This window comes from Enterococcus sp. DIV0755f, from assembly GCF_051713725.1.
Lineage (GTDB): Bacteria > Bacillota > Bacilli > Lactobacillales > Enterococcaceae > Enterococcus_D > Enterococcus_D casseliflavus.
In genome coordinates this window covers 191,931-206,910 of the sequence record NZ_JBIOQL010000001.1, presented here as the reverse complement: position 1 = coordinate 206,910, position 14,980 = coordinate 191,931, and the positions used below count along the sequence as shown (strand labels likewise).

Here is a 14,980-nt window from a genome sequence, read left to right as displayed (position 1 = left end):
AACCACTCCTTCGTGTTATTTAGGAACGAATCTTAAGACAAAGCGATATTGCGGGCGCAGATTGTCCTCGTAGTAACCGCCCTCCTCGTATTCCGAATCAACGATCCATAGAGGGTAGTTGCCATAAAATGTGCCGCCTAGCGTCAATGCGGATTGGTTGCGAGCAGGCATAGAAACCAAGTCCGCTTCAGGCATCTGATCGTATAGGCGAACCGTCGCTTGTTCGGTCATGACATTCAATGCCAACAACGGTTGCGAAATGTCTTCTTCCGTTAAGATTGGGTCTTCTTCTTCCGATTCTGGATCTGGTTCAGCATAATCCAACGGATCTTCCCCCTCTTTTAGAAGGACGATCCCAGCAGAATCTTCAACGATTAGTCGATTGACTTTGACAGCTACCCCCACATACGAGTTGTTCCTGATTTCGTATTCAGGGCTCGTGAAGTCACGATTGCTTTCTTGACTGTCGTACATTGATTCAAAAAGCATGCGGGTCGGTATCCGTACGGATAATTGATCCAAGCTGCTTGTAACGTCGATCCCTACGGTAAACTCATAGGTTTTGCTGCCGACTTCTAATACGGCAAAATACGTGCCGTCTTCTGTCACATCTGTAGTTAAATTGGTTTCAGCCAGACGAATTTCCTCGGTCAAATCTGCATTGCTTAATACATCTCGCGCCGATGCGTCACTTTCTTTGATGATCAATTTGTGCAATTCTTCTTCCGTGGCCAGTTGATTGATTGTCTGACGATCGAGGGTGATGTTGAATGCCTGGTATTCTATCCCTTGGATGACCGTTACCTCCACATCGATATCAATGTAAAAATCGTGATCCGGTTTGGTAAGAAAGACATTCAGCTTGCTACCCGTTTCTAATCGTTCATTTTCTGCTAATTTGATCGTAAAGTAGCGATAGATTCGGTTTTCGTCACGATAATCTCCCCATTGGATCATGCGCTCGCCACTCTCAGTGACCGTTTCATTGGTGATGATCACCGTTTCCCCCTCAGTATTCTCATACGTGATCCGTGATTGAGCATCCTCATACATAAACCCCGTGATCTCCGTCGATTGGTCACTTAAAGGATCGATCCGAGCCATTAAGCCTTCTGGTTCAGAAAAGCGTAACCGACTGAAATTGTTGCGAGCGATCGCCGTTTCGATCGGTGTCTGATTGCCAGTGGAGGTCACTGACCCCGTGACTGATTCAGCGGTCATCAGAAAAGCCTGCGAAACAGCATTCATTGTTCCTGACCAGACGCCTGCTGGCAACCCATTGGCATTCGTGCCGTTATTTCTGTTGATGCGGAACACCCCAGACAAATTAATGAACTCTTCAGTTGGTGGCGAGGTAGCTGTCTGATTTGCTCCCTGCCATAGGGTGAGCTTCTGATGCGTCACATTGATCCGCAGACCATTTGCCAAGAAATTCGCTTGAGAACGAATCAGCCGTTGCAGGTTGCCGTTGCTCCCCCCAGAAACTGCACTTGGATGCGCTAATTCAAAGGATTTTACGTTTGATAGATTCAACTGGGCATTTGCCTGTCGGAAAAACAGCACCGCACTTGATAGCGATTTATTGATCGTCGTTTCAATCAGCACGGTGGCATCTTCGTCGACGTTAAAGGTACGACCAACATTTACTAACGGACGATTCGTAAATTCTGCCGTTGTTCGTTGGTTTTGATAGCCATCTCTGACAATAAACTCCGCGTTTTTCCCAACGTTGATCGTCCCAAAGGCATTGGTTAGATTGAAACCACCAGCACCACCATTCGCTGTATTCAATCCGCGTTCCGTCAATACGTTGAGTTTGGCACCCTCATCCAAAGTCAAGGTCGAGGTAGTCTGCACTTGGAAGATGCCACCTGATTGGCTGATGTCAAATGTAGAATTTTTGCCAAGAAAGACCGTGGAATTCGCTGAATTCAATAAAATAAATCGTGAATCTGCGGTTGTTCTCGCTCTCGTCGCTTGAAACGCTGCCTCTTCTCCAAGGACAAAACGCTGTGCGACTCGAATAGAAGCGTAATTGGTCCCTACCGCCGGCGCGGTACTACCGCTGGTTGGCTGTGTGTAACGATACGTTCCTTGATCTTCTAAGACGAACGAACGAATCGTATAATTAGCGGTAAAGCCCCAACCCGTTTGGATCGTATTGATGGAACGCTTCCCAAGGGATACATCGGTCGTTGTTACCCCACGCAACGCCATCCCTAACTGGCTGACCGACAATTTACTACCCTCTAGTGTCGTAAAACGTGAACCTGATCCAGTCAAGCGAAAGGCTGGACCATTTACATTGCTGGTCCGTGTGACAGTCACTTCCGCTTCTTCGCGAATCAAAATTTCTGTCGTAAAGGTGAAATATTGCAGATTCAGCGCATTGGTACTTGGTTCAGTCACATTGATCTTTGCGCCCGGTCCGACGTCTAAACGGCGCATCATGGTGTTGCCAGTAAAGCCGCTCGTCGTATTGAGTGTTAGTTCTGATCGTGCCCCAATAAAGGCGTCAGAAGAGGTATTCCCCACGACCAAGGCACCTCTTTGTGTTAAATGGATCTGCGCCTCTTCTTCTGTCACGAAACGGGCATTTGCCGCAGCAAACTGCACCATTCCTTGAGTTCCGGTAGAACTGCGGGTTGAAGTCAGTTTGGCTCCTCGCTCCATCAAAAACGTGCTTTGTACATTGAATCTTGCCACCGCTTGCTGATTGGCCGTGTGTTCAGAAATCACCATTTCCGCTCCTTGTTTCATGGTGAAGTTTCTGACTGCAAACCCATTGGTGACCCCTCTGCTCAAGACCGCTTCGACCCGACTGTTTTCCTCAAACACCACTTCGCCTAGCTGTGCATGGATCAAGGCACCACGATGGTTTGCTTCCAGCGTACTGTGCTTGCCAAAGACGACCCTGCCGCCAGTAACGTTTAACCGGATCACCGCATTAAGGGCTGAGGTATTGATCGTTCTTCTACGAGGTACAACAATGCTGCTGTGCTCCCCAACCGTAAAGCGGCTTCTAGCAAAAAAGGTATTGTAGTACGAACTAGTCGCTGCATTGGTCGGTTCTTGAATGCTCAGTGACACATGATTGCCAATATCGATCGCATTGATATTGGTATTTCCATTGAAGCCAAAGCTATGGGTATTATCGATTACGGCATGATCGCCGATGGTAATCGTACTGGTGGCAACCCCCGTAAACATAGGTCCTTGCTGTTGAATCCTCGTTTTCGTGTAGCTGCCTAGTTCAGCAATCGAGTTGGCACTTCGCAGATGAATAAACGCCCCGGTGGTTCCTCCAGATCGACTCCCCTCAATGATGACTCCTTGCTCTTCTGATGAGGCTGCTTCAGTTTTAAATAATCGACCGACATTGATTGCTGGAAACGCAGCCACCGTGCCGAATTCACTGAAGGTCAGTTTACTGCGGCTGGCTAAGTGCAGCTCGCCAATCGTTGCTGTGGTATTCCCCGAAAATCCTTGACCTAACCCACCATCGAAGTGCGCACCATTTTCTAGCCGAACGATACTGTCTTGGGTGGTGTTCGATACAGTGACAAACATTCCTGTTTGCCGGACATAGACGTGACTGGCTTGTTCCAGCGTCATCATAGGCCCGCTGCCTGTTAAGCGTACACCTGCACCGGTGTTGGCATTGTTGCTCTTTTCTAAGCGAAAATCGGCTTCCTCTGCAAAAGCAACTTGGTTGGCTTCGAAAAGCGGATTCGATCCGCTACCAGCAATCGTTGCGTGAAAATGATCATTGATCGTGATTCGATTGGCGGTAAAAAACACAGGGATCCCTGTCGTGCCCGTCGTTAAGCGATTATTTCCCGTAAAGGTGATCATCGCTTGATTATTGCTACTGAATCGACCAGTCGCATTGCTGCTCACAAAATTCACGTTCGTAAACCACAGGTTCACCGATCCTTGCGTTTGCACAAGTCCACCGGCGCTCATGATATTTGAAAAGGTCAAATTCTCAAATGTCAGTCGTTGGGCATCCAGAAAGGTCATCGTATTTTCAATGTTGTTTTGCGGGGCTGCTTGGGAAAAGGTGATTCCTTCGCTGCCACCAGCAAACGTAATGACTTTTCTGGCGATCCCGCTGATCGGTTCCGTCAATTGCAAGCTTTGAAAGAACGTCAATACAAGATGGGTATCATCACTGATTGAGCCGTAATTTTGACTACTGCCGTTTACTAACGTGTAAACTTCTCCTAATAAGACGGCTCGAAGATGCTCCTGGTTTTCAATAGTAAGGGACAAAACAGCTTCATTTTCGGAAAAAAGCTCGGGTTCTTCCGAATCTTCTAGTTCTTCCCGTGAATCGGTAGTCTCTACCTTCTCTGGCTCATCATTTTCTAGTTCTGACGGCAGCTGAGAAAACTCATCCGCTTCATTTTCGGGTGCTTGTTGATTGCTTGCATCATTGGTTTGGCTGCTTTCTTGTGTCTCTGGCTGCCATTCCTGCTCCGACTGATCGTCACTGGCGGTATCATCCGTTTCACTGCTAGGCAGCCAGCTTTCCGAATCCACCGTTTGTGCTACTTGCGGGTCGATCTGCTCACTTAAGACTTCTGTTTCGCCTTCATAGGCTTGGAGAGTTGACGTAGTCAGTAAGGGATGCAGTAGTGCAGTCAGGCAAAAACTAAAAATAATGCTCTTCTTTAATTTTTTCGAAGCAATAGCTCATCCTCCTCTCTCAATTCATTGATAACAAGCCCAACTGCCGGCCATCTGAAAGAGCATGGCCTAGCAACTGTTCTTGTTATGTGAAAAATTATAAAGAATCCGCTTACGCCTTTTTTAAATATTTTTTTTATTTTTGTGAAAAAAATTTTAAAAAGTGGCGATTCTAACAATGACTAGAAAAAGACAAAAAAAAAAGAAAGCATCCATGATACTCTCTTTTTTGACTATTCTTATTTTGTTAAAAAAGCGATTGGATCGACCAATTGCGCTTGGCTCAAGCTAGGCGATGCACTGACTTCAAAGTGCAGGTGTGCGCCTGTGCTATTGCCCGTACTACCCATGAGGGCAATCGTTTCTCCTTGTTCCACTTGTTGACCAACCTTCACAAGGTTCTGTTGATTGTGGGCATAGAGCGTCGTCATCCCGTCCTCATGGAGAATCGCTACATAATTCCCCCAAGAAGGATGAACCTCTGAGCGAATGACCGTTCCAGATTGACTCGCCAGGATTGGGGTCCCAAACGCTGCAGCAAAGTCAACGCCCCGATGAAAGCTTCCCCAACGTGGGCCAAAAGTAGAAGTGACAACGGCTTTTTCAACAGGAAAAAGATACGTCTCACTTGCGGCCACATCAGGTTTTTTCTGATCATAACGGGTCAACGCATAGGCTTCGATCAAAGCTGTCAGCTTTTGATCATAAGTCGTATCTGTGGCATACCGACCAGTCAAATAACGGGCAGCCTCTTGATAAGAAGCCGCTTCTGATTTCCATACGCCTTTATAAAAATCAGACTGCTGCCCGACCCCCTCTTTCAACAAGCGAGCATAGTCCATCAATGACTCTTTGTAGCCAGTATATTGGCGGAACGTTGCCGTGATCGTATAGTGATTTCCCGAACCATCATCTTCTTGTGTCCGAAAAGCGACACCCTGTCCTTGATAGGTTCCTTTGATACCAAAGAGATTAAAGTACGGCGCCTGACTCAGTCTGCTTTGCCCGCCACCTGACTCTAAAATAGCCTGTGCAATCATGACAGAAGCGTACAAATCATTTTTCAAGCCGATTTCTCGGGCATCTTCACCAATTTCTTGGATAAAATCCCACACTTCTTTTACTGGTGTGACCGTCAAGGTCGTTTCGCTACCTTGCTGCGGTGTCGGATCGGATTGACTTGGCGCGCTTGGTGCTTGGGTACTTGGTGGCATGATCGGTGACACAGCCGCAGGTGTTTCTTGACTTGCATCACTGTTTGCTTCTGGTGTCGGTTTTGTTTCTACAGGTTTTGACGGTTTGGGCTTCTCTGGCTGCGTCTCAGGTTTGGGTGCTTCAGGCTGTGTTGGTTTTTCTGGTTTCGGTGCTGGCGTTGGTTCTTCTGGCTGAGAAGGCTCTGGCTTACTCGGTAGCTCTGGTTCTGGCTCTGGCTCTGGCTCTGGCTCTGGCTCTGGTTCTGGTTCTGGGGTCGGTTGGGGAACTGGGGTTGGTTCTTCGGTTTGCTCTGTTCCCTCCGGCGCTGTCTCAGATCCTTCTGGTACACTTTCTACAGGTACCGATCCTTGCTCAGAATCGGGCACTTGTCCTTCCACTGCTGGAGCGGTTTCTTCGATCGTCCCTGCTGTGCTGCTGTCACTTGCTTGTGCAGCTGTTTCTGATGTTTGGGTAACGGTCGTACTTTCCGATGCAACAACCGCAGCTGAAACTGGCACACCAGCTAAAAGTTGTCCGCAAACCAAAAGAAGCGCTACCCCTTTTTGCGAATGCTTCATAGGCGAAATCCTTTCTCTTTCTTTTTCCTCTTAACAACCTCTATTGAAAAAACATCTTGCCATCCAATTAGTAAATAAATATCAATTCTCTTTTATTATACTACGCTTCGTTTTTTCGACTCAAGCAAATGACTCCCGCCCTAGCGAAAGAGAACGAGCTTTTGGAGAATGGGTCTACTGGTAAAAGATCAGGTTTTGCATCCAACGCATTGTCGATCCTCGGCTTCAGCAGTTTTTTTCTGTTGCCTAAGATCCTCTGGCGTCATCAGAAAAAAACACTGTTGTTCAAATGGGCGGCTGCCCGTTGAACAACAGTGTTTCAATTGTCTCTTCTTGCTCCATTGGCCTTTCATCGAGCGCTGGAACCCTTTCTATTCGTGCTTCATCTTTCGCAAGTCGAGGATTTTTTCTGTGAGAATCGCCCAATCTGCTGGCCTTGGCGGTGTTAACCAACAAACTTGATCGATGCCGCTGTTTTCTGCTAAAACAATATCCGAAAGTATCAAATCGGTTTGTGGCGTAGGGCTACGCTGGAATAAAATATTCAGATTGACGATACGGGAAATCGATTCTTTAATAAAGCGATTGTAGGCTTCCCCGAATGAAAAGTCGACGCAGACATACAATGGTTCAATAATTTCATTCATTGGAATCGTAGTTACTAATAAGAGCAAATAGCGATAAAATAGAAATTCCTTTGCTTCCCATAGTACCTGCTCCTTTTTATTCTTTTCCAAAAATGTTCGACACCATGCCACATATTCAGGATACGCTTCGAAGAAGTACGTCACCTCTGTCATCGTATATTTGTATTTCACGTACAAAGGAAAATGAACCAACTCATAGTGGATCCTCATTAGTTGTTCTTTTAGTCGAGCCTCGTATTGGCGACTGTTCTCTTTCAGTCGTTTCCTCAAAAAATCCATAAACAGCTGATTGAAGCGAAGAATCTCTGGGCACGAGTCTTGCATGAACCCTTCCTCCTCAAGCCAACCTTCCACAAGCAAATAGCTTAGTAAGCCCAGACTCTCGGATCTGACGATTTCTGCATCCATGGTCTTTCCACTGCGCAGCCACCTTTGTATCGCTTTGAATTTTTGGTTTGCTGGTCGTTTTGCTAAAGCATCATGTGATCGCTTCGTCAAATACGACTGATTTCGAATACGGACAGTCACGATCCCTAAATAGATTTTCAACCGTAAATCCATATAGGAAGAATAGCTACAAGAAAAAGCTGACCCGAAAAAGAGCTGAGCAAAATGATTGATTTCTTTCGCATTCTGAGGGGTCCATAATGGGTCTAAGCGCTTCTTCATACTAAAAAAAAGCAAAGCAACTTCTCGGATGCGCCATTCATCCCCTACTAACTTAAACTCTTTATTGATGTCGATCGCAAATGCCTGCAGCGCTTTTTTCAGCTCCTTAAATTCATTGTAGACGGTTGTATGGCTTAAAAAGTGGTCCAAAGCAAAGCTGTTGATGGAATGCAGCTGTTCACAAAAAATGGCCGTAAACAGTGAAAATTTGATCGATTCCTCAGCGTAATAAGAAAAGAGGAGCTCAGAAGTAAATCGACCATTCGTGTGCAGTTCAATTGATTCCCCGTCCCAGCTGAGTGCTACTTCTTTTTGTAAGCCAAACTGAACGAAATCAGCAGCTAATTCTTCCACTATTTTGCCTACTAAAAATGGAGACATGCCGAAACGATCCATTAATTGCTCCCTTGATCTTGTCATGAAGGGCGCATGCTCCAATTCTTTGTATACATTCAGCTTACGCTGATCTTTTTTATTCAAAAACGTTGGAAACACAAATGGATGCCTCCTCCCTTCGCTGACCATAAAGAGCGATTCCAGATAACATCATGCTGAGCTGGCCATGATACGTCGTCGGGTAGTTGCTTTGCATCACCTGATGGGACTCCTTTTGAAAAGCTGATGTTCTCGCTTCCTTCCCAAAGACCTCCTCTAGCATGATTGGCTGTAAGGCTTCGGCGGATGGTCTAGCTTTTTTTACGGAAAAGCCATGTTCATGTCCAGGAAGCATTCCAGCAATCAAAGCAGCAGCATCGGCAGATCGATCAGTAACATCAGGCATGTTTTTTACTATCTTGACTTGGGGTTCAAAAGAATGTCCTGTATGAGGAAAAGCCAGCGGAATCTTCACCATCCCCAATACAACATAGGTACTTGCTAAAAAAACAATGCGACGGTCCATTCCTTTTTCCTCCTTTATGTATGATTTTTGGCAATTGGTTTCTCAGGTCCTTGCTATAATTACTCTGAAGAATTGATATTCTTAGAAGTTTTCTGCTGGCAGTCAGAGTCTTCAAGGGACTATGACCAAAAACGCCGATCAGTTGAGGGTTTCATTCTCTGTGCAAATGATTATGCTATAATTATTTAAACTTATTTTGTTGGAGGCTGACATGAAAACATTTCAATTAAAATTCATGCGAAACCGCACGTTGATTCGCTGGCTGCAATTGTTAAATGAATTTGAGAAAAGTCCCACCCGTACATTGGGAGAACTTGCTGAAGTGACCGAAAGCAGTACCCGTACGTTGATTACTGACATCGCTAGCCTGCGAGAGCACTTTAACGGGACGATTGCGATCCATACAGCAAAAATCGGGTACCTTTTTGAAGTAATCGATCAGGATAGGTATCGAAAGCAAAAGCAAGAGTTGGTAAAAGATGAACCGATTTTCCAAATTTTAGAAAGTACTTTTTATAATGAGCAGCAGTCACTCTTTGATTGGAGCTTAACGCTTAATATTTCTGAACAAGCGCTGATCAGCTATTTCCGAAAAATACAGCCTTTTTTATCCCCTTTCGGTTTAAAAATCAAAACTGACCCCGTCTCTTTGGCAGGTTCGGAGATCGATATTCGGAAATTTTTCTGTCTTTTTTACTACGAGTCTGACATTAATGTCCACACGCTATTCCCTTCGATCCATGTCCAAGATGCGGTGATGGAAATCACTGATCTTTTGGAAACGAAGGCCTTACAGAGCTCTTCGTTTTCTTATTTTGCTTATATCCTTTATATTAGCGTGGAGCGCAGCAAACGTGGTTTACTTGCTGCCCCCTCCCCTCAACTCAAGGAGCTGATCAAAAAAAATGATCTGCTGTTTGATTATGAGGCGCTAAAAACAATCATTCGGCGTTATTTTCATTATGAATTCCCTCAAGAAGAAGCCGTCTACCTTTTGACGTGTATCATTTGTCGCCGCAAAATCAACACCGACCTAGCAGCCAGCGAAGCGTTTTGCCGCAATTACAACCAATGGCCAGAGATCAAACAGATCACTGCAGATTTTTACGCACAAAATCGCGGGCATAGTTTGGATGAACAAAAAGACTTGCTTTGGCTAGAATCTTTTTTCATCGTTGTCAAACTCCGTGAATTGTTATCGCCAACGATGAATATCAATATTGACGACCTCAATGACTTTGTCCAAGAAAAGTTTGCCGCAGAATTTGCGAAAAATCGCCAGTTTCTCCTTTCCCACCCGCTTGTAAAAAATCTCTATTCTCTCGATCATTTGGATGATTTTTGTACAAGCCTCACGTTCCATATGGAAGCAATTATTGAAGAAAATTGGGGTAAGCCGCGAATCATTGCTGTTATTTTTGAAGGCAATGAATATGTTTGCGAGCATGCCGAAAGCATTATCCGAAAATATCTAGGGTTTTATCATGAAATGTACTACCCTGATTCAAACGAACTTTCCCATGAGTACTTAAAGGAAAAAAATATCAACTTGCTGATCACTAACTACCCTGAATATGCGACGGAGTATTTGCTGGATGTCGAAAGCGTCTTATTAAAATCGATACCTGATGCTGCCGATTGGAATCATCTCTTGAATCGGATCAATCCAAGGATTTTGCGATTAGTTGTACTTGATAATACATGACGATACCAACCATTGAGTGCCGCTTCTTAAAAGCTTTTTTTCAGCTTTCAGTCGCCCCTTACGAATCATCCCTTGTAAGGCTGTTCTCCATTTAGAGAACGCAGCGTTACAAGGGACTTTTTCACTTATTGCCGCACGCTTTTTCCTTCTACGTGGCTGCGATCTGCGATTATTGCTCTTTTGATTGATCGGCACTCAAAAATGTCCGTTTCGTAAAAGCCAATGCGCCTACGAGGGTCACGAGCACGATGATTGGATGAGAGGATGCAGACAAGATCCCCAAAATCGCCGTCAACAGCGTGCCCGTATAACTCAAACCGACTGCCCATTGCTGGAGCCTTGAAAGCTCTCGCAGCTGCCCTTTGAAGGCCACCCCCAGCATCATTGCTCCGACAAAAGATAAAAGGCCAAAAACTACATGTAACAGTAACATTCTTTTTCCTCCATTCTTAAATGTTCACATCGATTGCTTCAGCGATTCGTCTGCCATAATCTGGGTCCGCACGGTAAAAATGCATGACCTGCCGTTCTTTGATCTGTTGATTTTGAACCTGTCCCAAACTCCCCGCGATCGTTTGAATCAAGCGTGTTCGTTCTTCTTCTGAGAGCAAACGATAAAAATCACCTGCTTGGCTATAATAGTCTTCGTCGTATTCAAAGGAACCGATCTCTCCTTCTAACGAATAGTGGATGCCCTTGGCATGCGGGTTTTCCTTGACGCCATCAAAACTGTTCGGTTCATAATTGATCCCTGAAGAATTCGTTTTGGTATTCATGAAGCCATCTTGTTGGTGATTGTGGACGGGCGCTTTCGGCGCATTGATCGGCAACTGGCTGCTATTGGGGCCAACTCGATAACGATGCGCATCACCATAAGCAAACAGCCGACCTTGCAATAGTTTGTCCGGTGAAAAATCAATCCCTGGAACGATATTGCCCGGTGAAAAAGTGACTTGCTCGACTTCGTTGAAATAGTTCTCTGGATTGCGATTCAAGGTCATGCGTCCCACTTCAATCAGCGGATAGTCTTTTTGTGAGACTGTTTTGGTCACATCAAAAAGATTGACAGCAGCTGACCAGCCTTCTTCAAAGGGAATGATTTGAACATAGAGTGTCCAAGAAGGATACTCTTTTGCCTCGATCGCTTTGTATAGATCTTCAATATGATAATCAGGATTGCTTCCCGCAAGTTCTGTTGCAAGCGCCGCACTCATGTTCATAATGCCTTGATCCGTCCGAAAATGATATTTCACCCAAAAGCGTTCCCCCTCTGCGTTGATCCAAGCAAATGTATGACTCCCATACCCATGCATATGGCGAAAGGTTGCCGGTAAGCCGCGATCCCCCATCAACAGGCTGACTTGATGGAGAGACTCTGGTGAATGGGACCAAAAATCCCACACCGCTTCTGGATTTTTCAAGTGCGTTCGCGGATCTCTTTTTTGGGTATGGATAAAATCAGGAAATTTCAACGGATCACGAATAAAGAAAATCGGGGTATTATTGCCCACGAGGTCATAATTCCCCGCTTCCGTGTAAAATTTAACCGCAAACCCCCGAGGATCGCGCAATGTATCCGCAGACCCCAGTTCTCCGGCAACCGTTGAAAAGCGAATAAACAGGTCCGTTTCTTTACCGATGGCTGAAAGAAAAGCCGCTTTCGTGTACATCGTTACGTCGTTTGTTACTCGGAAGACACCATGAGCCCCCGCACCTTTCGCATGAACGACTCGTTCGGGAATCCGCTCACGATTAAAATGTGCCAGTTTTTCTAGCAAATGGACATCTTGGATCAACACTGGTCCACGGCGCCCCGCCGTCAAAGAATTCTGGTTATCCGCTACACTGGCTCCTTGCGCAGTCGTCAAATCGTTTTTCATATCCTTCCTCTTTTCTCTATAAAATCAGTCAAGTGCAATTACTCTCAACAAAATACTTCTAATTAGTACAAAAATTATCATTATTCTTCAAATATATCAATTAATTTGCTTATAAGTAAGAATTATTTCAGATTTTTGACTATTTTCCAGCTTTTCTATCGAAGCATCCAGGTTTTGCAGCAATCCGCATGAATAGAAGAAAGCGCAAAAAAGCAGCGAAGCGTTGGCTTCACTGCTTTTTTGCATTCCATTCGATTCAAGACCACTCTACTGGCGATCAATTATTTTTGCTGCCTGCTGCTTATTCGGCAGCTTCAATATCTTTGGCGATTTTTGCGACATCGATCTCCCGCTGCAAGTAGTCTTGGTTGTCGATAGGAAAATGCTGACGAAATTCGGCTAGTTCCATCAATTCGACTTCACCAGCTGCCACTTCAAAGTCTAAGACATGGCCAGCAAATGTCCGATCATCACTAATAAAATGCAGGTGGAAACCAGCAGCCGCAGCACCGTGGAACAACAGCGGGGTAAAGAATCCGACGATCGTTCCGCTGATATTTTCTGACTGAAATTCGGGCTGATGCTGGATGATCTCAATGAATTTTGGATATGGTTTTTCTTGCTTTGGGGCAACGCGGACGTGCATCTTGGTAAATACCCCATGGATTTTGACAGCGGAAAACAAATTCGGGCTGACTTCTGTCAGGACGTGGTTTTTCACTTCTTCATCGGTCATTTCTTGGCTGACCTGTAGGTGCTTCGCTGCAGAAAAATCAACGACTGCCGCATAGGGGGTTCCTTCATTGCCTTGGAGCACTTGCACCTTGCCCGACTCGTCTACATGGTAGATTTCACCATCTAAAATAATCACTTCACCATTGGAGCCAGCCAACGTACCAATCCCAAAATTGCCATATTCAAGCATTTTGCCGATTTGCTCCGTGCCATCCATTAAATCCTGCATCAACCCACCTAGGGTGCCATGCTGATATAAATAACTTTTGCTTTTCACTTTCATCTTGCTGCTCCTTTGGTCTTAATAAAATTGATCAGGTAGGATCGTTTTGCCCAGATCGGCATTATCTGAATAATCCACAGGGATATCAATGATCACTGGACCATCCGTTGCAAAGCCTTCTTCGATGGCTGCCATCAATTCTTGTTTAGTGGTTGCCCGTAGGCCTTTGGCACCAAACGCTTCGGCATATTTTACGAAATCAACGGGTCCAAAATCAACCCCAGAAGCACGATCATATTTCATTTCTTCTTGGAATTTCACCATATTGTAGGTACCGTCATTCCAAATCAAGTGAATGATGTTTTGTTTCAAACGGACAGCTGTTTCTAACTCTTGGGCAGAAAACAAGAAGCCGCCATCGCCAGATACAGAGATCACTTGAGTATTTGGTCGCACGAGCGCTGCAGCGATCGCCCATGGCAAAGCGACTCCTAAGGTCTGCATGCCATTACTAAAGAGCAGATGCCGTGGCTCATAACTACGGAAATGACGGGCCATCCAAATGTAATGGCTGCCGACATCCACCGTTACCGTCATATCGTCGGTCACTTCTTGTTGCAAAGCATCGATGATTTCCAAGGGATGCAAGGTATTGTTACTGCCTTCGACATCCGCTGGTTTTTCATTGAGTTTGGTTTGCAGCGTCGTTAAATAGTTTTGGGCGTCTTCGCTCAAGTGATACTGATCGATGGCTTTTGATAGTTGTTCAATAATTTTCGCGATACTGCCCATCAGTTCAACTTCTGGCTGCATAAATGGATCGATCTCCATCGGTACTTCATCGATAACGATCACGCGGGCATCTTTTTCCGCATTCCAGTTGCGGGCTTCGTATTCGATCGGGTCGTACCCTACAGCGATCACTAAGTCGCTGCGTTTCAACAACATATCACCAGGCTGATTGCGGAATAAGCCGACGCGGCCAAAGAAATGCTCTTCTAATTCACGAGAAATGATTCCAGCACCTTGGAAGGTCTCTACGACAGGCAACCCAGTTTTTGCAACTAACTGACGAATCGCTTGTGTTTCTTTCACGCCTGAAGCCCGCATCCCTAAGAGTAAGACAGGCAGTTTGGCTTCTTTGATCCGATCGACGAGTGCCTGGATATCTTCTGCATCGGCACTGCCTAATTTAGGCGAAGATAGAGGTTTGATCGCTGCCCCTTGAACGGTTCCGTCTGTCACATCTTGAGGAATGGATAAAAAGCTCGCCCCTTTTTTCGCTGTTTTTGCGATGCGAAAGGCGTTGGCAATACTTTCAGAAAGGGTTTCAGGATCTTGGACTTCACTGCTGAATTTCGTGATCGGCGCAAACAACGCCGCATTATTCATGCTTTGGTGGGTCAATTTTGAAAGGTCAGAACGCTTCACTTGGCCTGCTAGTGCCAAGACGGGATCACCTTCGGCAGTTGCCGTGACCAACCCAGTCGCTAAATTACTGGCTCCTGGTCCACTTGTTGCAATGACGACTCCTGGCTCTCCTGTCAGGCGACCGATTGCTTGTGCCATAAAGGCCGCGTTTTGTTCATGTCGTGCCAAGATCAACTCTGGTCCCCGATCACTCAACACGTCAAACACGCCATCGATTTTTGCACCGGGAATCCCAAAAATATAAGGCACCCGATGATTTTCTAAACTTTCAACAATGATTTCTGATCCTCTTGCACTCACTGTATTACCTCTTTTCAAAAACTGT

Annotated in this window: 9 protein-coding genes; 1 reads left to right on the top strand and 8 read right to left on the bottom strand. The window is 45.5% G+C overall.

Translation table 11 applies throughout. The features are described 5' to 3' along the window. Positions 1 to 15: 15 nt before the first annotated feature. The 4 genes from IGI73_RS00920 to IGI73_RS00905 form a co-directional block, all read right to left on the bottom strand. A complete protein-coding gene (locus tag IGI73_RS00920; RefSeq protein ID WP_438759008.1) occupies positions 16 to 4,545 on the bottom strand; it encodes a hypothetical protein in 4,530 nt (1,509 codons plus the stop codon). Between the two features lie 386 nt (positions 4,546 to 4,931). Then, complete coding sequence (locus IGI73_RS00915) at positions 4,932 to 6,464, bottom strand: peptidoglycan DD-metalloendopeptidase family protein (RefSeq protein WP_438759007.1); 1,533 nt, start codon at positions 6,462 to 6,464, stop codon at positions 4,932 to 4,934. Between the two features lie 371 nt (positions 6,465 to 6,835). Next, positions 6,836 to 8,275 carry a helix-turn-helix domain-containing protein gene (locus IGI73_RS00910; RefSeq protein WP_428206968.1) on the bottom strand — a complete coding sequence of 480 codons (1,440 nt, stop codon included), beginning with the start codon at positions 8,273 to 8,275 and terminating at the stop codon, positions 6,836 to 6,838. Further along, positions 8,253 to 8,681 (bottom strand): hypothetical protein, encoded by a 429-nt coding sequence (locus IGI73_RS00905; protein WP_428206969.1) that lies wholly within the window; start codon positions 8,679 to 8,681, stop codon positions 8,253 to 8,255. Before IGI73_RS00905 ends, IGI73_RS00910 begins: the two co-directional genes overlap by 23 nt. A gap of 211 nt (positions 8,682 to 8,892) precedes the next feature. Here IGI73_RS00905 and IGI73_RS00900 point away from each other — a divergent pair, with 211 nt between their 5' ends. After that, positions 8,893 to 10,386 carry a helix-turn-helix domain-containing protein gene (locus tag IGI73_RS00900; RefSeq protein ID WP_325844816.1) on the top strand — a complete coding sequence of 498 codons (1,494 nt, stop codon included), beginning with the start codon at positions 8,893 to 8,895 and terminating at the stop codon, positions 10,384 to 10,386. 169 nt (positions 10,387 to 10,555) lie between these two features. Here the strand turns inward: IGI73_RS00900 and IGI73_RS00895 are convergent, their stop codons facing one another. The 4 genes from IGI73_RS00895 to alsS form a co-directional block, all read right to left on the bottom strand. Beyond that, positions 10,556 to 10,819: a hypothetical protein gene (locus IGI73_RS00895; RefSeq protein ID WP_194193598.1), complete on the bottom strand. Its 264-nt coding sequence runs from the start codon at positions 10,817 to 10,819 to the stop codon at positions 10,556 to 10,558. Positions 10,820 to 10,835: 16 nt separating this feature from the next. Further along, entirely contained in the window at positions 10,836 to 12,266 is a 1,431-nt protein-coding gene (locus tag IGI73_RS00890) for a catalase (protein WP_325844818.1), read from the bottom strand. A gap of 301 nt (positions 12,267 to 12,567) precedes the next feature. Next, the gene (gene budA, locus IGI73_RS00885) at positions 12,568 to 13,284 is read right to left on the bottom strand and encodes an acetolactate decarboxylase (protein ID WP_153883965.1); all 717 of its coding nucleotides are present in this window, start codon (positions 13,282 to 13,284) and stop codon (positions 12,568 to 12,570) included. Between the two features lie 18 nt (positions 13,285 to 13,302). Then, positions 13,303 to 14,955: an acetolactate synthase AlsS gene (alsS, locus tag IGI73_RS00880; RefSeq protein ID WP_081116132.1), complete on the bottom strand. Its 1,653-nt coding sequence runs from the start codon at positions 14,953 to 14,955 to the stop codon at positions 13,303 to 13,305. Between the last annotated feature and the right edge of the window lie 25 nt (positions 14,956 to 14,980).

What these genes read in the sequence shown, in the direction of transcription:
- IGI73_RS00915 (WP_438759007.1), bottom strand. Translation starts at nt 6,464, where the DNA reads ATGAAGCATTCGCAAAAAGGGGTAGCGCTTCTTTTGGTTTGCGGACAA.
- IGI73_RS00905 (WP_428206969.1), bottom strand. Translation starts at nt 8,681, where the DNA reads ATGGACCGTCGCATTGTTTTTTTAGCAAGTACCTATGTTGTATTGGGG.
- IGI73_RS00900 (WP_325844816.1), top strand. Translation starts at nt 8,893, where the DNA reads ATGAAAACATTTCAATTAAAATTCATGCGAAACCGCACGTTGATTCGC.
- IGI73_RS00895 (WP_194193598.1), bottom strand. Translation starts at nt 10,819, where the DNA reads ATGTTACTGTTACATGTAGTTTTTGGCCTTTTATCTTTTGTCGGAGCA.
- IGI73_RS00890 (WP_325844818.1), bottom strand. Translation starts at nt 12,266, where the DNA reads ATGAAAAACGATTTGACGACTGCGCAAGGAGCCAGTGTAGCGGATAAC.
- budA (WP_153883965.1), bottom strand. Translation starts at nt 13,284, where the DNA reads ATGAAAGTGAAAAGCAAAAGTTATTTATATCAGCATGGCACCCTAGGT.